The sequence below is a fragment of the Pseudomonas sp. No.117 genome (assembly GCF_054558395.1).
Map to the genome: position 1 here is coordinate 137702 of NZ_BAAJNP010000009.1, position 18386 is coordinate 156087.

Annotated in this window: 20 protein-coding genes; 6 read left to right on the forward strand and 14 right to left on the reverse strand. The window is 68.1% G+C overall.

Annotated features, from left to right (window positions below):
• Window positions 1-18: 18 nt before the first annotated feature.
• Window positions 19-1299, reverse strand: a complete 1281-nt coding sequence (locus ACYJP6_RS21610; RefSeq protein WP_459477710.1) for a mechanosensitive ion channel family protein — start codon at window positions 1297-1299, stop codon at window positions 19-21.
• Window positions 1300-1484: 185 nt separating this feature from the next.
• Here ACYJP6_RS21610 and ACYJP6_RS21615 point away from each other — a divergent pair, with 185 nt between their 5' ends.
• Window positions 1485-1874: a DUF6491 family protein gene (locus ACYJP6_RS21615; RefSeq protein WP_459477712.1), complete on the forward strand. Its 390-nt coding sequence runs from the start codon at window positions 1485-1487 to the stop codon at window positions 1872-1874.
• Window positions 1875-1880: 6 nt separating this feature from the next.
• Window positions 1881-2435: a DUF488 domain-containing protein gene (locus ACYJP6_RS21620; protein ID WP_459477713.1), complete on the forward strand. Its 555-nt coding sequence runs from the start codon at window positions 1881-1883 to the stop codon at window positions 2433-2435.
• A 4-nt stretch (window positions 2436-2439) separates the two neighbouring features.
• Here the strand turns inward: ACYJP6_RS21620 and ACYJP6_RS21625 are convergent, their stop codons facing one another.
• The 3 genes from ACYJP6_RS21625 to ACYJP6_RS21635 all read right to left on the reverse strand — a co-directional run bounded on the left by ACYJP6_RS21625 (window position 2440) and on the right by ACYJP6_RS21635 (window position 4750).
• The gene (locus ACYJP6_RS21625; RefSeq protein WP_459477715.1) at window positions 2440-2646 is read right to left on the reverse strand and encodes a hypothetical protein; all 207 of its coding nucleotides are present in this window, start codon (window positions 2644-2646) and stop codon (window positions 2440-2442) included.
• A gap of 99 nt (window positions 2647-2745) precedes the next feature.
• Complete coding sequence (locus tag ACYJP6_RS21630; protein ID WP_459477717.1) at window positions 2746-3567, reverse strand: peptidoglycan DD-metalloendopeptidase family protein; 822 nt, start codon at window positions 3565-3567, stop codon at window positions 2746-2748.
• 76 nt (window positions 3568-3643) lie between these two features.
• Window positions 3644-4750: an L-dopachrome tautomerase-related protein gene (locus ACYJP6_RS21635; RefSeq protein ID WP_459477719.1), complete on the reverse strand. Its 1107-nt coding sequence runs from the start codon at window positions 4748-4750 to the stop codon at window positions 3644-3646.
• 163 nt (window positions 4751-4913) lie between these two features.
• On the opposite strand from ACYJP6_RS21635, the gene ACYJP6_RS21640 reads away from it, so the two are divergent.
• Entirely contained in the window at window positions 4914-5168 is a 255-nt protein-coding gene (locus ACYJP6_RS21640; RefSeq protein ID WP_459477721.1) for a hypothetical protein, read from the forward strand.
• Window positions 5169-5330: 162 nt separating this feature from the next.
• Here the strand turns inward: ACYJP6_RS21640 and ACYJP6_RS21645 are convergent, their stop codons facing one another.
• Together ACYJP6_RS21645 and xseA are read right to left on the reverse strand one after the other, a co-directional pair.
• The gene (locus ACYJP6_RS21645; protein WP_459477723.1) at window positions 5331-6365 is read right to left on the reverse strand and encodes a purine-nucleoside phosphorylase; all 1035 of its coding nucleotides are present in this window, start codon (window positions 6363-6365) and stop codon (window positions 5331-5333) included.
• Window positions 6366-6437: 72 nt separating this feature from the next.
• Window positions 6438-7817, reverse strand: coding sequence for an exodeoxyribonuclease VII large subunit (gene xseA, locus ACYJP6_RS21650; protein ID WP_459477725.1), 1380 nt, complete (start codon window positions 7815-7817; stop codon window positions 6438-6440).
• Between the two features lie 102 nt (window positions 7818-7919).
• Here xseA and ACYJP6_RS21655 point away from each other — a divergent pair, with 102 nt between their 5' ends.
• Window positions 7920-8471, forward strand: a complete 552-nt coding sequence (locus tag ACYJP6_RS21655; RefSeq protein ID WP_058793045.1) for a hypothetical protein — start codon at window positions 7920-7922, stop codon at window positions 8469-8471.
• Window positions 8472-8878: 407 nt separating this feature from the next.
• Here ACYJP6_RS21655 and otnI read toward each other — a convergent pair whose 3' ends face one another.
• From otnI to ACYJP6_RS21685, 6 genes are all read right to left on the reverse strand, one after another.
• Window positions 8879-9658: a 2-oxo-tetronate isomerase gene (otnI, locus tag ACYJP6_RS21660; RefSeq protein ID WP_459477727.1), complete on the reverse strand. Its 780-nt coding sequence runs from the start codon at window positions 9656-9658 to the stop codon at window positions 8879-8881.
• A 14-nt stretch (window positions 9659-9672) separates the two neighbouring features.
• Window positions 9673-11133 (reverse strand): GntT/GntP/DsdX family permease, encoded by a 1461-nt coding sequence (locus ACYJP6_RS21665; RefSeq protein ID WP_459477729.1) that lies wholly within the window; start codon window positions 11131-11133, stop codon window positions 9673-9675.
• Between the two features lie 139 nt (window positions 11134-11272).
• A complete protein-coding gene (otnC, locus tag ACYJP6_RS21670) occupies window positions 11273-11911 on the reverse strand; it encodes a 3-oxo-tetronate 4-phosphate decarboxylase (protein ID WP_042138545.1) in 639 nt (212 codons plus the stop codon).
• A complete protein-coding gene (gene otnK / locus ACYJP6_RS21675) occupies window positions 11908-13200 on the reverse strand; it encodes a 3-oxo-tetronate kinase (protein WP_459477731.1) in 1293 nt (430 codons plus the stop codon). Before otnK ends, otnC begins: the two co-directional genes overlap by 4 nt.
• A 5-nt stretch (window positions 13201-13205) precedes the next feature.
• Window positions 13206-14099: an L-threonate dehydrogenase gene (gene ltnD, locus ACYJP6_RS21680; protein ID WP_459477733.1), complete on the reverse strand. Its 894-nt coding sequence runs from the start codon at window positions 14097-14099 to the stop codon at window positions 13206-13208.
• 22 nt (window positions 14100-14121) lie between these two features.
• Window positions 14122-14826, reverse strand: coding sequence for a FadR/GntR family transcriptional regulator (locus ACYJP6_RS21685; RefSeq protein WP_007163085.1), 705 nt, complete (start codon window positions 14824-14826; stop codon window positions 14122-14124).
• A gap of 192 nt (window positions 14827-15018) precedes the next feature.
• Here ACYJP6_RS21685 and dksA point away from each other — a divergent pair, with 192 nt between their 5' ends.
• A complete protein-coding gene (gene dksA / locus ACYJP6_RS21690) occupies window positions 15019-15423 on the forward strand; it encodes an RNA polymerase-binding protein DksA (protein ID WP_459477735.1) in 405 nt (134 codons plus the stop codon).
• 511 nt (window positions 15424-15934) lie between these two features.
• Here dksA and pdxY read toward each other — a convergent pair.
• Window positions 15935-16828, reverse strand: a complete 894-nt coding sequence (gene pdxY / locus ACYJP6_RS21695; protein ID WP_459477736.1) for a pyridoxal kinase PdxY — start codon at window positions 16826-16828, stop codon at window positions 15935-15937.
• 185 nt (window positions 16829-17013) lie between these two features.
• On the opposite strand from pdxY, the gene ACYJP6_RS21700 reads away from it, so the two are divergent.
• Window positions 17014-17451 (forward strand): DUF4345 family protein, encoded by a 438-nt coding sequence (locus ACYJP6_RS21700; RefSeq protein ID WP_077172295.1) that lies wholly within the window; start codon window positions 17014-17016, stop codon window positions 17449-17451.
• On the opposite strand, the gene ACYJP6_RS21705 is transcribed toward ACYJP6_RS21700, so the two are convergent.
• On the reverse strand, window positions 17452-18384 hold the full coding sequence (locus ACYJP6_RS21705; RefSeq protein ID WP_459477739.1) for a LysR family transcriptional regulator: 933 nt from the start codon (window positions 18382-18384) through the stop codon (window positions 17452-17454).
• Window positions 18385-18386: the final 2 nt, after the last annotated feature.

Consider the following 18386-nt stretch of genomic DNA (forward strand, 5'->3'; position numbering starts at 1 on the left):
TGAGCATGGGGCTGGAGATCAGGGCGCCGGGGTGCCTGGTTCACCGAGGGAGGTCATGGCCTCGCGGGGCTCCAGCCGCCCGCGGAAGTCGCGTCCGCTCGGGTGCTGGAATACATGGAGGCCGAATTCCGGGAGGATGGCCAGCAGGTGATCGAAGATGTCCCCCTGGATGCCTTCATATTGCGCCCACACCGTGGTGTTGGTGAAGCAGTAGATCTCCACCGGCAAACCCTCGGCGGAGAGCGGCATCTGCCGCACCAGCAGGGTCATGTCCTGGCGCACCCCGGGGTGGGCGCGCAGGTAGCGCTCCACATAGGCGCGGAAGGTGCCCAGGTTGGTCACCCGCCGGGTGTTGACCGGCTCCTGGCCACGCTTCTCCAGCTTGAGATTCCAGTTGGCCAGTTCCTCTTCCTTGGCGGTGAGGTAGTCGTCCAGCAGGTTGAAGCGGTGCAGGTGCTCGCGCTCGGCGTCGCTGAGGAAGTGCACGCTGTGCTGGTCGATGTTGAGGGCGCGCTTGATGCGTCGACCGCCGGCTTCCTGCATGCCGCGGTAGTTGCGGAAGGAGTCGGTGATGAATCTCTTGGTGGGGATGGTGGTGATGGTCTTGTCGAAGTTCTGCACCTTCACCGTGTGCAGGGCGATGTCGATGACGTCGCCGTCGGCGTTGAGCTGGGGCATCTCGATCCAGTCGCCGACGCGGATGATGTCATTGCTGGAGATCTGCACGCTGGCCACCAGGGAGAGCAGAGTGTCCTGGAAGATCAACAGCAGCACCGCCGCCATGGCGCCGAGGCCGGAGAGCAGGATCAGCGGCGAGCGATCGATCAGGGTGGCGATCATCAGGATGACTGCGATGGCGTAGATGACGATCTTGCTGACCTGGACGTAGCCCTTGATCGGCTTGAGCCGCGCCGAGGGCCGCCGCGAGTAGAGCACGTTGATGACGTTGAGGGCGCTGCCCAGGGCCAGGGCGATGGTCAGCACGATGAAGGCGCTGCAGACGTTCTGCACCACGGTGACCAGGGCCGCGGGGCGATCGGGCACCAGTTCGATGCCGCCCGCCAGCACCAAGGCGGGGACGATGTTGGCCAGGCGGCCGATGACCCGGTGGTGGTTGAGTTCTTGGTCCTGGCCGAAGGAGGTGCTGCGCAGCAGGCGATAGAAGCCGCGCACCAGGATGCGCTTGACGACCCAGTTGAGCAGCCAGGCGGCCAGCAGCAGGCCGAGGCAGGCGACCAGGGTGAGCAGGTGTGGATGGCGTTCGAGGTCGGCAAGCAGGGAGGTCAGGGCCGGGGGCATCGGGTGCTCTCTTGTAGGGTACGGCGGCAGAGGCGTTGGCGAGCCCGTCTGGGCCGGCCAAGGTCTCGAGGGCGCAGGAGGGTACACTGAGCCATTGTGGACCGGGTAGGCTGCAGCTTCTGCCTGGGCTGCCGTATTCGGCGTCGTCGACCGGTCCAAGTTTCAGTTTCTCGTGGAAAAATCCTATGGCCGTGGCTTTGCGACTCTTTGCGCTCCTGGGGCTGGTGCTGCTCGCCGGCTGTGCGGTGCGCCCCTTCGGCCCGCCGACCCTGGACGACCGCCTGGCCGAGCTGGGCTATCGCCAGGGCGCCCCGGTGGCGACCATCCTCGGCTTCGATCTGTCCGGCTGGCGCTATCTGGACAGTCGCCACCTGGCCTTGGGGACCGGCCTGGGCCGCGCCTACCTGGTGGACTTCGCCGTGCCCTGTCGTAATCTCGCGGCGGGCAATCGCCTGGGCTATCGCTCCCGCGCCGCGGGGTTGCAGGCCGGTGATGCCCTGGTCTCCACCGATGCCCGTGGCAGTCGGCTGGAATGTCCCATCGCCGGGCTGTCCCGCCTCGATCCCTTGCGTTGAGCCGCCATGATCCTGACCCTCGGGCACTCCAATCATCCGCTGGTGCGCTATGTGGAACTGCTGCAGGCCCAGGGCGTGACTGCCGTGGCCGACGTGCGCTCCCAGCCCTATAGCCGCCATGTGCCGCAGTTTTGCCTGGAGGCCTTGCGCGAGGGCCTGGCGACCGCGGGGATCGCCTATGTCTTCCTCGGCGCGGAGCTGGGCGCGCGCAGCCCCGATCCGGCGCACTACCAGGACGGTCGGCTGCGCTACGACCGCCTGGCCGCCAGCGAGTTGTTCCAGCAGGGACTGCTGCGCCTGGAGCAGGGCCAGGCGCGTTGGCGTATCGCCCTGCTCTGCGCCGAGCGCGATCCCCTGACCTGCCATCGTGGCCTGCTGGTGGCGCCCTGCCTGGTGCAGCGGGGCTTGGCGGTGATGCACATCCACCCGGACGGGCGGCTGGAAAGCCAGGCCGAACTGGAAGATCGACTGCTGGCCGCGGGTGGCCTGGCGGAGGGCGATCTGTTCAGTTCGCGGGAGGAGCGGCTGGTGCGGGCCTATGCCCGCCACGGCTGGGGTTGAACGCTCAGCGCTCGACCGGCTCGCGCTTCTTCCACCAGCCGGCGAACAGGCCGACCGGATAGACCGTCACCAGCACGGCATAGACCACCCAGGTGCGCCAGGACCAGGCCGACAGCACGAAGCCCTGGGAGAAGCCCACCAGCAGATAGCAGGCGGCGGCGACCAGCAGGATGCTGCCGAGGGCGCTGCCGAGGCGGGGTTTTGCGGTCATGGTGGGTCATTCCGGGGCCGGGCGGATGGGGCGTCCCTTTTAATCCGAAGCGCGATGCCTGGCAATGCCCCGGATTGCAACCAAGTATGAGGCGCCCGCTCAGGGCTTGAAGGCGCCGATGAAGATGCTCGGATCGACCCGCACGTCGTTGAGGCTGACGTTCCAGTGCAGGTGCGGCCCGGTGGCGCGCCCGGTACTGCCAACGCGGCCGACCACGCCGCCGCGAGGGACCTGCTGGCCGACCTGGACGTCGATCCGCGAGAGGTGGCAGAACATGCTGATGAACCCCTGGCCGTGGTCGACGAACACCGTCTTGCCATTAAAGAAGTAGTCGCCCACCAGTACCACCTTGCCGGCGGCGGGCGCCTTGACCGGGGTGCCGGCGGGCACGGCGAAGTCGAGGCCCGAATGGGGATTGCGTTCCTGGCCGTTGAAGAAGCGGCGCAGGCCGAAGGGGCTGGAGAGCGGGCCCTCCACGGGCTTATCCAGCAACAGGTTGCTTGGCTGGTTCGGCGAGAACAGCCGGTAGGCGGCCTGCTGCTCGGCCAGTTCGCGTTCGAATCTCTTGAGGTCCTCGGGGTTGGGCGTGACTTGGCGCTGGTTCTTCAGAGTGATGCGCTGCTCTGCATAGTGGCGGTTGCCCACCGTGAAGGAGAGCGACGCGGCGCCGGCGACCTCCAACGGCTGGCGCCCCACCGCGGTACCCAGGGGGATGCCGACGATGGCCACCCAGCCGTTGCCATCCTTGACCACCAGCACCGGCTTGCCCTGGTAGCGCACCCGCGGCGCCTGTTCGCCGGGGACCGGCACCACGGCCACGCCACCGGGCACGGGCTTGTCCAGCAGGCGTTGCAGATAGGTGCCGGCATGGGCGGGCAGGGTCAGCAGCAGGCAGCAGAGCAGGGCGAGCAGACGGGACATGGGCGCTTCCGGTGGCGAAAGCGCCCATGCTGGCGCAGGCGAAGGCCGCAGGGCAAGGCGCTGGCGGCCCGCTTCGTCAGTTGGGCACGATCTTGTAGAGCACGGTTTCCAGGGCGGGCTTCTGCTTGGGATCGAAGAAACTCATCTCGGGGATACGCGAATCCGTGACGTAGACGGTGCCGTCCGGACCGCGGCCGAAGGTATCGGGCCAGCTCAGCTTCTTGTCCTGGACCAGGGTGGTGAGCTGGCCGTTCTCGCGGATCTTGACCGCATGCTCTTCCACCGCGCTGACATAGAGGCGCCCTTGCGGGTCCATCAGCAGGCCATCGGCCGGGCCGTTCTCGCCGACCTTTTCCACCTTGGCCGGCAGGCTTCCGAGGTCGTCGTGCTGCAGGGCAGCGGTGGGGATGCGGTAGAGGGTGTTGCCCTTGACCGCCTGCCAGTAGAGATAGTCGCCGGTCGGAGAGAGGGCGATGCCGTCGGCGGCGAATTCCACGCCCCGGCCGTCGGGACGCATCAGCGGCTTGCCATCGGCCTTGACCTTGACGCCCTTCTCGGCCTGGGTGGTGGGGTCGCCATCCAGGGCCCGGCGGGCCTTGCCGCTCTCGAGATCCAGCACCACCAGGGCGCCCCGGGCACCCGAATCGGTGATGTAGGCATGGCGGCCGTCGGGGCTGAATCTCACGTCGTTGAGGTAGCTGCCCTGGGGCGCCACGCTCTCGTCCAGCGCATAGACCTTGCTGACCTGGTTGCTGGCCAGGTCGATCTTCACCAGCTTGGGCGCGCCGGGCACCACCAGCGCCTGGGCGGGGGCACCCGGGTCGATCACCCAGAGGCTGCCGCGACCGTCGGCCACCACGGATTGCACGCAGACCCAGCGATCGCCCGGCGTCAGCGCGTCGCGCTGGGCATTGCGCCAGCCGTTCCAGGCGGCGTCGGGATAGGGCACCAAGCTGCCATCGGGCTTGAGCTCGGCGACCGAGACCTCGCTGTCTTCGGTCCAGCGCGGGAAGTTGACGAAGATCCGCCCGCTCTCGCTGACAGTGACGCCGGTCACCTGGTGATCGAAGCTGGCGACCTTTTCCAGCGTGGCGCTGGCGTCGGCGGCGAAGGCAGCGGGGGCGAGTGGCAGCGTGGCCAGCAGGGTGGCCAGGGCGAGGCGATTGAGGGCGAGGCTGGGCATGGCGGTGTCCTTGTAGGCGGTGACCGGAAGCTCCGGTGCTACAGGTACGACTGCGCCGCTCGCGGCGAAGGTCGCCAGGGCCGACGATCGGCCGGGCGGGCCCTGGCGGGGGAACGCCACTGAGCGTTCGGGAGTCATCCTTGAAACCTCAGAGGAGAAGACCATGCCCCGTTTCGTCACCAGCAGCCTGGCCCTGCTGACCCTGAGCGCCCTGCTCGCCGGCTGCGACAAGCCACCGGAAACGCCGCCACCCCAGCGCAGCGAGGTGGTGCAGAAGAGCGCCCCGGGCAGCGATCCCGCCACCCAATCCCCGGGGCGGACGGTGGAGCAGACCAACAAGGACCTGCTGGCACCGCGGTCGCCGGACACCGCCAATCCGTCCCAGGCGACACCGCAGGGGACGGAGCGGGCGCAGTAGCTCTTAGAGCCTGTTCATAAGCTCGAGAGCTAGGGCCAAACAAGAAGAAAAGGCCTGAGGAAGCGGATCGGACCTGCGTTCGGGTTTACCCAGGGTAAATGAGCATTCCGAAGGGCTTTTCGACGTAGTTTGGCTGACGCGTAGCAAGTGATGAGCAGGCTCTTAGCTCGCGGGAACGCCCTTCTGCCAGGTGTCCCAGTGCTCGACGATCTCCTGCACCAAGGGATTGCCGGTGCGATAGAGATTCTCCAGCGCCGGGGCGAAGCCGCCCTGCTTGGCGTAGTCGAGCAGGTTGTCCACCTCGGAGGCGCCCTTGGCAGGACGGTCGAAGTCCGAACCGGCGCGGACCACCGCCAGGCGTTGCAGGTCGACCTTGCCCAGGCGGCTGGCGCGCAGTAGCGCCTCGTAGGTAGCGTTGTCTTCCTGCTGGGTGGTGCAGTAGCGACCCTCGCCATTGGTCAGCAGGCGCGTCCATTCCTCGGCCCGCTCGGAAAGGCGGGTACCGGAATACCAGGTGTCGCCGGCCAGGGTGTCGCAACGGGTCACCACCGGCGGCTGGTTGGCCGGAGCGTAGTCGTAGCGTTGGCGCCAGGCCTTGGATTCCGCGCTCTCGGTCAGCTCGGCCTGACGCGACAGGGCATAGGCCTTGTCTCTTAGCTGCACATTGAGTTCGAACACCTCGGTCTTGTAGTCCAGCGGCGGCTTCTCGCCAGGACCGCGGGTATTGATGCCCAGGTAGCCGGTCGGCCAGTCCTTGGGTACGTCACGCGAGTCCAGTTCCCACTGGATACCGAAGTCCACTAGGTAGCGCGCCCAGGCGGTGGTGCCCAGGGTGCCTTCCTTGGGGCTGATCCCGGCAATGCCGGCGACCAGGAAATAGGTCTTGCGCAAGTCGAGCTTGGGCGACAGGGTCAATGCCAGGGTCGAGGCGGCGGCGTTGGTATGCCCCATTCCGGTGGTCATCAGGCACACCCGTGCCTCATTGCAGAGCACATTGGGATAGTCGGCGGAGAGGCCGTCGACGGCGATCTTGCGGGTGAGCTTGAGGCGATCGATCCAGGTCTGGGCCTCGGGGGCGAACATCGCCACGATCATGACCTTGGGTTGCACCGGTGCAGGCGCGGTGGCGGCGTGGGCGGCACCGGCCAGCAGGGTGGCGGCGAGGGGCAACAGGGAGGAACGCAGAAGGACGTGCATGGAGAGCCTCGGTAGGGAAAATCCTGACCGAGGGTTCAAGATGCGTGCCACCATCGGTCCGGGTTGGACCGATTAGTCCAACAGAGACAGAGTGGTCGGTTCCTGATGATTGTCCAGTACCCGCACCGCCAATTCGCCCTGGGCGAGTCTGGCGGTGAGCCTTTGCCCATTGGCGACCTCAGCGGCGGACCGCACCGCCTGGCCACGTTCGTCGAGCAGGATGCTGTAGCCGCGACCCAGGGTCGCCAGGGGGCTGACGATCTGCAGGGTCTGCACCGCAACGGCCAGGCGCTGCTGGCGCTCTTTCAATTGCCGCTGCATGACCCGTGGCAATTGCTCGGCTAGTAGCTCCAGGCGTTGGCGCAGCTGGGCCAGCTGGCGCCCGGGGTGTTGGCCGGCGAGACGGGTCTCCAGATGCGCCAGGCGATCGCGGCGGCGATTCTGGGCGATGACGTAGGCACGCCGCAGACGCAGGTCCAGGTCATCCAGGCGCTGGGCCTGCTGGCGCAGCCGCTCGCCGGGGTGGCGCAGGCGGCGGCTGCAGGCTTCCAGGCGCAGGCGCTCGCGGGCCAGGCGTTCGCGCATGCGCAAGAGCAACTGGCGCTGCAGGCCGTCCAGCCGCTGGCGCAGGTCGGCGCTATGGGGCGCCAGCAGTTCCGCCGCCGCCGACGGGGTCGGGGCGCGGACATCGGCGACGAAATCGGCGATGGAGACGTCGGTCTCGTGGCCCACGGCGCTCACCACCGGGGTCTGGCAGGCGACCAGGGCGCGGGCCACGGGTTCTTCGTTGAAGCACCAGAGGTCTTCCAGGGAGCCGCCGCCGCGCGCCAGGATCAGCGCATCGAAGCCCTGGCGATCGGCCAGCTGCAGGGCGCGGACGATCTGGGCGGTGGCCTCGCGACCCTGGACGGCGGTGGGGATCAGGGTCAGCTCCACCTGGGGCGCGCGTCTCTTGAACACGCTGATGATGTCGCGGATCACCGCGCCGGTCGGCGAGGAGACGATGCCGATGCGTTGCGGATGGGCGGGCAGCGCGCGCTTGCGTTCGGCGGCGAACAGGCCCTCGGCGGCCAGGCGCTCCTTGAGCGCTTCGAAGGCCAGGCGCAGGGCGCCATCGCCGGCTGGTTCGACGCTGTCGAGGATCAGCTGGTAGTCGCCACGGCCTTCGAACAGCGAGACCTTGCCGCGCACCTTGACCGCCAGGCCGTCACGCAGCGCCTGGCGCACCCGGCTGGCGTGCTGGCGGAACAGCGCGCAACGCACCTGGGCCTGGCCGTCCTTGAGGGTGAAATAGAGATGGCCCGAGGCGGGCTTGGCCAGGTTGGAGATCTCGCCCTCGACCCAGACCTGGGCGAAGACGTCCTCCAGCAGCACCCGGGCGCGGCTGTTGAGCTGGCTGACGCTGAGCACCTCGCGGTCGAGACCGAGGCGGGCGAAGGGGTCCTTGAACATGGGGCGCTTTCTGTGGCTTTCGTCGGCCTCACCTTAGCAGCTCTGGGCGCGGGGCGAGCAGGGGATTAAGCTGCGCGCCCCTGCCTTCGAGACCCACGCTCCATGACCTTGCGCCAGACCATCCTCGCTCCCCGCATCTCCAGCCATCCGCGGGTGGAACGCACGGCGGTGGAAATCCTTGGCTGGCTCGCCGCCTCCGGCGTGGTCGCAGCCGAGGCTTCGCCCTGCCTGCCCAGCCGTGGCCGCCGTGGCCATGCGCCGGGGCCGCGGCTGACCGAGGTGCTGCGCCTGACGCCAGGCATGGACGATCCGCGCGACTATGCCGACGGCGGTCTGGAGATCGTCACCGAGCGCTGCATCTTCACCCCGCTGGACGGCTTCGAGGGGCGGGCGCGGTGCCCTGCCTGCCGTCGCGAGATCGGCGAGGCGCTGTTCGAGCATTTGGAAGTCTGGATGCCGGCGGAAAGCGACAACTTCGCCTGTCCGGAATGCGATCACGAAGACGACATCAATGGCTTCGACTTCCCCCAGCCCTGCGCCTTTTCCGACCTGGGCTTCATCTTCAACCACTGGCCGGCCCGGGCTTTCGCTCCGGCGTTCCTGGAGGAGTTTCGCCGGCGGCTGGGGCAGCCGTTGGCGGTGGTGGAGGTGTAGGCGTTTTTAGCGCGGCCATGGCCGTCCACGATAGATACGTAGCGTGGAAAACCGCGCAGCGTTTTCCACTGGGCCCAGGTGCCTGGCGGTGGACAAGGCTACGCCGTTGTCCACCCTACAAGTCCGATCGTAGGTTGGGTTGAGACAGCTCTTTTGTCGAAGCCCAGCGGGGGCGCAGGCAGTGCAGAATGTCGGGCTCAGATCCGTAGCGTGGAAAACCGCGTAGCGTTTTCCACCGGGCACGGTGCATGAAGGTGGACAAGGCTGCGCCGTTGTCCGCCCTGCAAGCTGGAAGGGTGAGCTGTTGGACTTCGCGTTGCTCAGCCCAACCTATGGGAGGGTAGGTTGGGTTGAGACGGTTCTTTCGTCGCAGCTCAACGGGGGTGCAGGCAGCGTGGGAGGTCGGCTTACGCCCTGAGCTTGCGCAACCACTCCAAACCCGCCGAGGTATCGCCGCGGGGGCGGTACTCGCAGCCGATCCAGCCGTCGTAGCCGAGGGCGTCGAAGCGCTCGAACAGGTAGGGGTAATGGAGCTCGCCCAGGTCCGGTTCGTGGCGGTCGGGGACGCCGGCGATCTGCACATGGCCGATGCCGGCGAAGTCGCGCTCGAAGGTCTTGCTGATGTCACCCTCGACGATCTGGCAGTGGTAGCAGTCGAACTGCACCTTGAGATTGTCAGCGCCTATGGCCTGGCGGATGGCCTGGGCGTCGTCCTGGCGATTGAGGAAGTAGCCGGGCATGTCGCGCGGGTTGATCGGCTCGATGAGGATCGTCACCCCGGCCTTGGCCGCTTGTTCGGCGGCGTGGGCCAGGTTGCCCAGGTAGGTGTCACGGGCGCGGGCCCGGTCGACCCCGGCCGGCAGCAGGCCGGCCATGACGTGGACCAGGCGATTGCCCAGCACCGCGGCGTAGTCCAGGGCGCGGTCGATGCCGGCGCGGCATTCGGCCTCGCGGCCGGGCAGGGCGGCCAGGCCGCGTTCGCCGGCCGCCCAGTCACCGGGTGGCGCGTTGAACAGCACCTGGGTCAGGCCGGCACCGTCCAGGCGCGTCTTGATCTCGGCGGCGGCGTGCTCGTAGGGAAAGAGGTATTCCACGGCCTGGAAGCCATCCGCCGCGGCAGCGGCGAAGCGGTCGAGGAAGGCCTGCTCGGGGTAGAGCATGCTGAGGTTGGCGGCGAAACGGGGCATGGCGATTTCCTAAGTCAGACGAAGGGCCAGAGCAGCAGGGTGATGGCGAAGCCCAGGACACCCAACAGCGTGGTCAAGACGGTCCAGGTACGCAAGCCGTCGGCGACGCTCAGGCCGACCAGCTTGGTGAAGATCCAGTAGCCGGCGTCGTTGATGTGCGACACGGCCAGGCCGCCGGCGCCCATGGCCAGGCACAGCAGGGCCATGTGGTTGGCCGAGAGGTCCAGGGTGGCGATCAGCGGGCCGAGGATGCCGGCGGTGGTGACCAGGGCCACGGTGGTGGAGCCCTGGACCGCGCGCAGCAGCAGGGTCAGCACGAAGCCCAGCGCCAGCACCGGCAGGCCGGTGGCGCGCAGCAGCTCCGAGACCACCGCGCCGATGCCGGTGTCCACCAGCACCTTGCCGAAGACGCCGCCGGCACCGGCGATGAGGATGACCATGGCTACGCCGGGCAGCGCCGAGCCGATGACGTCCGAGACCTGCTCGCGCGACCAGCCGCGGCGGAAGCCCAGCACATAGGCGCACAGCAGGGTGTCGATCAGCAGGGCTACCAGGGGCGCGCCGACCACGGTGAGGATGTCGCGCAGCAGGTTGCCGGCGGGCAGCCAGCTGGTGGCCAGGGTACCCAGCAGGATCAGCACGATGGGCAGCAGGATCAGGGTCACTACCAGACCGAAGCCGGGCGCCGGGGCGGGCGGCAGACCGGCGGCGAGGCCGGCCGGGGTCTCGTCGACCTTGACCGCAGCGGCGCCGAGGCTGGGCAGGCCGGGGGCCATGTCCTGGCCGCGGCCCCACTGCTGCAGGTGGGTGTCGGTGATCTGCGGACCATAGACGTCGCTACGGATATCGTCGGTCATGGGGTAGTGACGACGGGTCATGCGCCCGGCCACCCACCAGCCGATCAGGGCCAGCACGGCGGTGATCGGCAGGCCGAACAGCAGCACCCGACCCAGGTCGGCGCCCAACTGGCCGGCGGCGGCCACGGCGCCCGGGTGGGGCGGCAGCATGGCGTGCACGGTGAGCATGGTGGCGCACATCGGCAGGGCGAAGATGATCAGCGGCTTGCGCGCAGTGCGGGCGATGCCATAGGCCAGCGGCATCAGCACGATCACACCGACCTCGAAGAACACCGGGATGCCGACCAGGAAGCCGGCCAGGGTCAGCGCCAGCGGCGTGCGTCGGTTGCCGAAGCGCTCGATCAGCGTCTTGGCCAGGGCCTCGGCGCCACCGGAGAGTTCGATGATGCGACCGATCATGGCGCCCAAGGCGATGATGATGGCGATGTGGCCGAGGATCTTGCCCATGCCGCCTTCGATGGTCGCCACCAGCTTGGACGGCTCGACCCCAGCGGCCAGGGCCACCAGGATGCTCACCAGCATCAGCGCCACGAAGGGCTGGAATTTGTACTTGAGAACCAGGAACAGCAGCAGGGCGATGCCCGCCGCGGCGATGAGGACCAGCAGCAACGGACTCATGAACGGGACTCCGGGCGGATGGGGCTGACGACGTGGGACATGGCACTTTCCTCGCTATTGTTGTTTTTCCAGGGCAAGCCGATCCCGCGACGGCCAACGAGGGCCATCGTGGGGGTATTGCGGTAACGCGGGCTTCAGGTCACCAGACGGCGCCGAAGGTCTCCGCCAGTTCGGCCAGCGCGGCGGCATCCAGCGGCGCCGGGCGCGGCTCGGTCAGCAGCCACAGCCGCGCGGTTTCTTCCAGCTCCTCCAGGGCGAAGCTGGCCTTGCTCACGCTGCTTTCCCAGACCACCGGACCGAGGCGTTCGAGCATCACGCCGCGGACCCGGTTGGCCAGTTGCGCCACCTGCTCGGCGACGCTGGCGGCGCCGGGGCGGGCGTAGGGAATCAGCGGGATATGACCGACCTTCATTACCTGGTAGGGGGTGATGGGCGGCAGGATGTCGTCCGGGCGCCAGACGCCGGCCAGGGTCAGGGCTACCAGATGGGTGGAGTGGGTATGCACCACGCCGCCCACGCCGGGATTGCGGTCATAGACCTGGCGATGCAGGGCCAGGGTCTTGGACGGCTTGTCGCCGGAGACCCAGTCGCCGTTCAGGCCGACCTTGGCGATGGCGGCCGGATCCAGGCGACCCAGGCAGGCATCGGTGGGGGTGATCAGCCAGCCGTCTTCCAGGCGGGCGCTGATGTTGCCGGCGCTGCCCACGGTGTAGCCGCGGGCATAGAGGCTGGCGCCGACGGTGCAGATCTCTTCGCGTAGCCGGGCTTCGACGCTCATGGCTGTTCTCCCGCCAGCTGGCGCAGGGCCTTGGCGAAGAAGTCGCGGCTGCCGAAGTTGCCGGACTTGAGCGCCAGGGCCAGGGGTTCGCCCTGTACCTGGCCGAGGGTGGCCGGCACGCCCGGATCGATCTGGGCGCCGATGCGCAGGGCCTGTACGCCCAGGGCCTGGACCACGGCGCCGGAGGTCTCGCCACCGGCCACCACCAGACGGCGTACGCCGCTGTCGAACAGGCCGCGGGCGATCAGGCCGAGGGCGCGTTCCACCAGTTCTCCGGCGCGCGCCACGCCCAGCTCGCGCTGGATGGCCTTGACCTCGTCGGCGGGGCTGGTGGCATAGATCAGCACGGCATGGGCCTGCTCGCGCGCCCAGGCGAGGGCGGCGTCGATGGTGTCGTCACCTTGGGCAAGGGCCAGGGGGTCGAGGCGCAGGGCTGGGCGACCGGCTTCCAGCCAGGCGGCGACCTGGCCATTGGTGGCCTGGGAGGCGCTGCCGGCCAGTACGGCTTCGCCACCGGCGGGCAGCTCCAGGGCGGCGGCGTCATGCGCCTGCAGCAGGCCGGCGCGGCGGAAATTCTCCGGCAGGCCCTGGGCGATGCCCGAACCACCGGTGACCAGGGGCAGCTCGGCACAGGCCGCGCCCAGGGTGTGCAGATCGGCATCGGACAGGGCATCGGCGATGGCCAGACGATGACCCGAAGTTCGGAGCTCGGCGATGGCGGCGCGCACGGCCTCGGGACCCTGGGCAACCTGGTCGTAGCGCAGCAGCCCTACCTTGCCGCGACTCTGGGCCTGCAGCACCCGCACCAGGTTGGCATCGCTCATGGGCGTCAGCGGGTGGTGCTGCATGCCGGATTCGCTGAGCAGCTGGTCCTGCACGAACAGGTGGCCACGGAACAGGGTGCGGCCAGTCTCCGGGAAGGCCGGGCAGGCCAGGGTGAAGTCGCAGTCCAGCGCCTCCTGCAGGGCCTCGGCCACCGGGCCGATGTTGCCTTCCGCGGTGCAGTCGAAGGTGGAGCAGTACTTGAAGAAGAACTGCCGGCAGCCACGCTGGCGCAGCCAGGCGAGGGCGGCCAGGGATTCGCTCACCGCCTCGGCCGCCGGCGTGGTGCGGGATTTCAGCGCCACTACCACGGCGTCGGCGGCTTCCAGTTCGGCGTCGGCAGCGGGCACGCCGATCACCTGCACGGTGCGCATGCCGCCGCGCACCAGCATGTTGGCGAGATCGGTGGCGCCGGTGAAGTCGTCGGCGATGCAGCCCAGCAGCGGGCGGGTCTCGGTCGCGCTCATCGGGATCACTCCGCGGCCTTGGGCAGCTCGATGCCCGGGAAGATCTTGATCACCGCCGAGTCGTCTTCACGACCGAAGCCGGCGGTGGAGGCCTGCATGAACATCTGGTGGGCGGTGGCCGACAGCGGCAGCGGGAATTTCGAGGTGCGCGCGGTATCCAGCACCAGGCCCAGGTCCTTGACGAAGATGTCCACGGCGGACAGCGGGGTGTAGTCGGCCTTGAGGATGTGCGGCACGCGATTCTCGAACATCCAGGAATTGCCGGCGCTGTGGGTGATGACCTCGTAGAGGGCCTCCGGATCGACGCCTTCGCGCAGGCCCAGGGCCATGGCCTCGGCGGAGGCGGCGATGTGCACCCCGGCCAGGAGCTGGTTGATGATCTTGACCTTGGAACCCTGGCCGGGCGCGTCGCCCAGGCGATAGACCTTGCCGGCCATGGCGGCCAGGACCGCTTCGCCCTTGGCATAGGCTTCCGCGGTGCCGGAGGTCATCATGGTCATCTCGCCACTGGCGGCCTTGGCGGCGCCCCCGGACAGCGGGGCGTCCAGCAGCAGGATGCCGCGCTCGGCCAGGCGCTCGCCCAGCTCGACGGCGTAGGCCGGGGCCACGGTGGCGCAGGCGATCACCAGGCTGCCCGGACGCAGGGCAGAGGCGGCGCCGCCTTCACCGAACAGCACGGCTTCGGTCTGCTCGGCGTTGACCACCACGGTGATGAGGATGTCGCAGCTGTCGGCCAGGCCCGCAGGCGAGGTGCAGGCCACGCCGCCTTCGCTGGCGAAGGCTTCCAGCACGCTGGCGCGCACGTCGCAGGCATGCACGGCGAAGCCGGCCCGCAGCAGCGAACGGGCGACGCCCAGACCCATGGCCCCGAGGCCGATGACACCGACGTTGTCTTGCATCTTGTTGTTCTCCGTAAAAAGGTCAGGCGAAGCCGGCCTGCCGCAGGCGGCGGGCGGCGTTGTAGATGTGCTGGCGGGCGGCGTTGGCGGCGGCCAGGGGATCGCCGAGGCGAATGGCGGCGACGATGGCCTGGTGTTCTTCGTGCACCTGACGGGAGAAGTCCTCGCGCCGCGCCTCGTTGGTGCGGGTGATGCGGGTGGCCGTCTCCAGGTACTGGCTGACGAATTCCAGGGTCCTGATGAAGTAGGGATTGCCGGTGGCCTGGGCGATGGTGCGATGGAAGGCCACGTCGGCGCGTACGCCGTCATGGCCGTCGGCCACCTCTTCGTCGATGGCGGCCAGGGCCTCGTCGATGGCGACCAGATCGGTCTCGCTGCGGTTGATGGCGGCTTCGGAGGCGATTTCGGCCTCGATGGCACGACGCAGGTCCAGCAGGTGGAAGACGCTGCCGGGCAGGCTGGCTTCGTCGGCGTCGATACGCAGCGGACGGATGCTGGCGTGAGCGGTGACGAAGATGCCGCGACCCTGCTGGGGCTGCAGCACGCCTTCGTTCTTCAGGCGGGAGATGGCCTCGCGCACCACGGTACGGCTGACGCCGAAGGCTTCGGAGAGCAGGGCTTCGCTGGGGATCTTGCTGCCGGGGGCGAAGACGCCGGCTTCGATCTTGTCCAGCAGCTGCTGAGCGACATTGTCGCTCAGGACATTGGCGGGAACCTTGGCGAACATGGAGACCTGCTCTTGTGGTTGTAAGGTTGTCATACAGGTTGTGGCGCTACTTTCGCACAGGCTTTTGCCTTTGTGTAGTGGTTTGGGCTGAGGCACTACGGAATTTTTGTGATGGATTCTACGGCTGGCAGGGGCGGGCTAGAGCCGCTAACAAGTGTTATACTATAACATTTGTGGATGGAGGGCTGGTCGATGACCCCTGAAGAACTGCTGGCGCAACCTGCTGCGGACTACATGAACGAGGTCCAGCGCGCATTCTTTCGCCAGTTGCTGCTGACCCAGCGTGGCGATCTGCAGCGCCTGATCGACGAGCAGGTGGAAGACCTGCGCGGCCTGGACACCCACGGCGATCCGGCTGACATCGGCAATGCCGAGCAGGAACGCCAGTGGCAACTGCGCCAGCTGGAACGGGAGAAGAAGCTGCTGGACAAGATCGACGAGGCTCTGGAGCGCCTGGCGCGTGAGGACTACGGCTGGTGCGCGGAGACCGGCGAGCCCATAGGCCTGGCTCGCCTGCTGCTAAGGCCCACCGCGACCCTGAGCGTGGAGGCCAAGGAGCGCCAGGAACTGCGAGAGCGGCATATGCAGTCGTCGTGAGGGTTCGAGGTTGGGGTTTCCCTCACCCCAGCCCTCTCCCAGGGGGAGAGGGGGCGGAGCAGCCGTAGGTTGGGCTGAGACGGCTCCATCGTCGAAGCCCAACAGGGCGGGGTCGAGGCCGCCATCGTTGGGCTTCGCTGCGCTCAACCCAACCTACGCAAGCTCCCCTTTGCCTCTAGGTGGATTCGTAGGTTGGGCTGAGACGGCTCTATCGTCGAAGCCCAACAGGATGGGGTCGAGGCCGGCATCGTTGGGCTTCGCTGCGCTCAACCCAACCTACGCAAGCCTCCTTCACCTCTAGGCGGACTCGTAGGTTGGGCTGAGACGGCTCCATCGTCGAAGCCCAACAAGGCGGGGTCGAGGCCGGTATCGTTGGGCTTCGCTGCGCTCAACCCAACCTACGCAAGCCTCCTTCACCTATAGGCGGACTCGTAGGTTGGGCTGGGACGGCTCCATCGTCGAAGCCCAACAGAGCGGGACACCCTTGGGCTTCGCTAACGCTCAACCCGACCTACGCCAGCCGTTGGGCCTCGAACAGCTCGCCCGGCCGTACGATCTGCTCGCGTGCGGCGATCAGCGGCAGGTCGCGGCTGCCGGGGGCGGTGCGGGCGACCAGGGCGTAGAGGGCGCTGACCGCATGGGACGCGGCGGCGGGCGTGGACTGGCCGTTGAGCAACTGGCCCAGCAGCACCGCGGAGAAGACATCGCCCATGCCGTTGGGCAGCGGCTGCAGATCCAGGTAGGGCGTCTGCACCAGCCAGGCGTCCGCGGCCTCCACCACCAGGGTGCTGAGGACGTCGGTCGGCAGATCCGGGGTGCGCAGGCTGGTGATGACGATGGTCTTGGGGCCCGGTTGACCGGGGCGGCCGAGCAGCAAGCGGGCAGCGGCCACGGCGGCGGCGGTGTCGGCCAACGGCTGGCCGTGCAGCAACTCGAATTCGTACTGGTTGGGGGTGATCAGGCTGGCCTGTTCGATGGCGCGACGGCGCAGGAAGTCGGGGATGCCGGGGCGCACGAAGATGCCGCGGCCGACGTCGCCCATCACCGGATCGCAGAGATACTGCAGGTCGCCGCGCTGACGGCGGATCTCCTGCACCACGCCGAGGATCACCTCGCCGATGGCGGCGTCGCCCAGGTAGCCGGACAGCACCGCGACGCAGCGCTCCAGCACGCCGCGGGCGCGCAGGCCGTCGAGTACGTCGTGGATGTGTTCGGGGGGAAAGACCTGGCCCTTGAATTCACCGTAACCCGTGTGATTGGAGAATTGCACCGTATTGACCACCACCGGCTGCAGGCCGAGCAGTTGCAGCGGCAGGGTGGCGGCGGCATTGCCGACGTGGCCGTAGGCGACATGGGACTGGATGGACAGCACCAGCGGCGGCTGGGCGGGCAGGGCGGCGGGCATGGCGGTCTCTCGGGCGGCGGGCTCGGGGGCGGGAGCCGGAAGGGTGGAGACCTGCAGCTTACCCCAGCCCTCCCGGCGAACCCTAACCCGCCTGCGGCGGTCTGCATCGGCAGTGCAGATCGCTCCCGGCGCTGGCTACACTGGAGCGGCTGTCATCCACCTCTGGCCCCAAGGAGAAACGGGGAATGTCCGAGCTTCGCTTCGCACGTCTGGTGTTGGGTCTGCAGGCCCTGGTCTGGTTTGGACTCGCCCTGGCGCACTGGTTCTATCCCTACGAGATGGCCAACGCCCGCGGCATGGTGCTGATGGATTCGGCGTCGGTCGCCGAGGCGCGGGTCTGGTATGGCGGTATGCAATTCGCCCTGGCGCTGTTCGCCGTGCTGGCGTTCCGTCGCGCGGAATGGCTGTCGGCCGGGCTGCTGCTGGTGGCTTTCGTGCAGCTGACGCTGTTCGTGGTGCGGTTGATCAGCGGCATGCTGGGCGAGTCGGCCACCGCCGAGCTGGACCTCTATTCCCAGGGCTATCGCCTGGTCATCGGCGTGCTCGCCCTGCTGGCGCTCCGCGCCCACCGCCGCCACGAGCAGCGAGAGCTGGAGAATCGACGGATCTACCAGGGCCAGTGATCAGCCTGGGGTGCGGGGCCGCGCAGTGTCGATCTGGTCGCTGCGACTGAGGCCCAAGGTCAGCTGGCGACAGAGGTCGAGGAATTCGACCATGGCCCCGGTCTGGTACTTCTGCTTGTGCCAGATGAAGCAGAATTGCCGGCGCAGGTCCAGGGTCGGGGTGTCGATGGGCACCAGGGTGCCGCGGGCGAAGGCGTCGCGCAGGGCCAGCCGTGACAGGCAGCCGATGCCCAGCCCCGATTCCACTGCCCGCAGGATGGCCTCGGTGTGCTCCAGTTCCAGGCGCACGTCCAGCGGCTGGGCGTGATGTCGCATGGCCTGGTCGAAGGTCAGCCGGGTGCCGGAGCCCTGCTCGCGCAGGATCCAGGCCTGGGACTCCAGTTCAGCCTGGGTGGCCCGTTTGCCCGCCAGGCTATGCCCAGGCGCGCAGAACACCACCAGTTCGTCTTCGATCCAGGGCTGCACCTCCAGGTCCGGATGCTGGCAGTCGCCTTCGATCAGGCCGAGGTCGATGTCATGGTTGGCGATGCGCTGCACCACGCTGGCGGTGTTGTGCACGTGCAGGCGCACCCGGCAGTCGGGATGACGCTGCATGAAGTCGCCCAGCAGCAGGGTGGCCAGGTAGTTGCCGATGGTGAGGGTGGCGCCCACTTCCAGGGAGCCGAAACCGGTCTTGCCGCGTAGCAGGTTTTCCACCTCGGCGCTGCGGTCGAGGAGGGCCACCGCCTTGGGCAGCAGTTGCCGACCCAGGGCGTTGAGCGTCAAACGCTTTCCGGCGCGGTCGAATACCCGGCAATCGAATTGCCGCTCCAGTTCGCCCAGGGCGGTACTGGTGGCGGACTGCGACAGATTGAGCGCCTCGGCTGCCCGGGAAACGCTTTCCTGGCGCGCCACGGCGACGAAGACCTCGAGTTGACGCAACGTGAATCTCATAT

Coding starts and splice junctions, on each gene's coding strand:
- ACYJP6_RS21655 (WP_058793045.1), top strand. CDS start 7,920: ATGACCTTGCGCCAGACCATCCTCGCTCCCCGCATCTCCAGCCATCCG.
- ACYJP6_RS21645 (WP_459477723.1), bottom strand. CDS start 6,365: ATGCACGTCCTTCTGCGTTCCTCCCTGTTGCCCCTCGCCGCCACCCTG.
- otnK (WP_459477731.1), bottom strand. CDS start 13,200: ATGAGCGCGACCGAGACCCGCCCGCTGCTGGGCTGCATCGCCGACGAC.
- ACYJP6_RS21700 (WP_077172295.1), top strand. CDS start 17,014: ATGTCCGAGCTTCGCTTCGCACGTCTGGTGTTGGGTCTGCAGGCCCTG.
- dksA (WP_459477735.1), top strand. CDS start 15,019: ATGACCCCTGAAGAACTGCTGGCGCAACCTGCTGCGGACTACATGAAC.
- ACYJP6_RS21620 (WP_459477713.1), top strand. CDS start 1,881: ATGATCCTGACCCTCGGGCACTCCAATCATCCGCTGGTGCGCTATGTG.
- otnI (WP_459477727.1), bottom strand. CDS start 9,658: ATGCCCCGTTTCGCCGCCAACCTCAGCATGCTCTACCCCGAGCAGGCC.
- ACYJP6_RS21615 (WP_459477712.1), top strand. CDS start 1,485: ATGGCCGTGGCTTTGCGACTCTTTGCGCTCCTGGGGCTGGTGCTGCTC.
- ACYJP6_RS21635 (WP_459477719.1), bottom strand. CDS start 4,750: ATGCCCAGCCTCGCCCTCAATCGCCTCGCCCTGGCCACCCTGCTGGCC.
- ACYJP6_RS21640 (WP_459477721.1), top strand. CDS start 4,914: ATGCCCCGTTTCGTCACCAGCAGCCTGGCCCTGCTGACCCTGAGCGCC.
- otnC (WP_042138545.1), bottom strand. CDS start 11,911: ATGAGCGTCGAAGCCCGGCTACGCGAAGAGATCTGCACCGTCGGCGCC.
- ACYJP6_RS21705 (WP_459477739.1), bottom strand. CDS start 18,384: ATGAGATTCACGTTGCGTCAACTCGAGGTCTTCGTCGCCGTGGCGCGC.
- ltnD (WP_459477733.1), bottom strand. CDS start 14,099: ATGCAAGACAACGTCGGTGTCATCGGCCTCGGGGCCATGGGTCTGGGC.
- ACYJP6_RS21685 (WP_007163085.1), bottom strand. CDS start 14,826: ATGTTCGCCAAGGTTCCCGCCAATGTCCTGAGCGACAATGTCGCTCAG.
- ACYJP6_RS21630 (WP_459477717.1), bottom strand. CDS start 3,567: ATGTCCCGTCTGCTCGCCCTGCTCTGCTGCCTGCTGCTGACCCTGCCC.
- ACYJP6_RS21610 (WP_459477710.1), bottom strand. CDS start 1,299: ATGCCCCCGGCCCTGACCTCCCTGCTTGCCGACCTCGAACGCCATCCA.
- pdxY (WP_459477736.1), bottom strand. CDS start 16,828: ATGCCCGCCGCCCTGCCCGCCCAGCCGCCGCTGGTGCTGTCCATCCAG.
- xseA (WP_459477725.1), bottom strand. CDS start 7,817: ATGTTCAAGGACCCCTTCGCCCGCCTCGGTCTCGACCGCGAGGTGCTC.
- ACYJP6_RS21665 (WP_459477729.1), bottom strand. CDS start 11,133: ATGAGTCCGTTGCTGCTGGTCCTCATCGCCGCGGCGGGCATCGCCCTG.
- ACYJP6_RS21625 (WP_459477715.1), bottom strand. CDS start 2,646: ATGACCGCAAAACCCCGCCTCGGCAGCGCCCTCGGCAGCATCCTGCTG.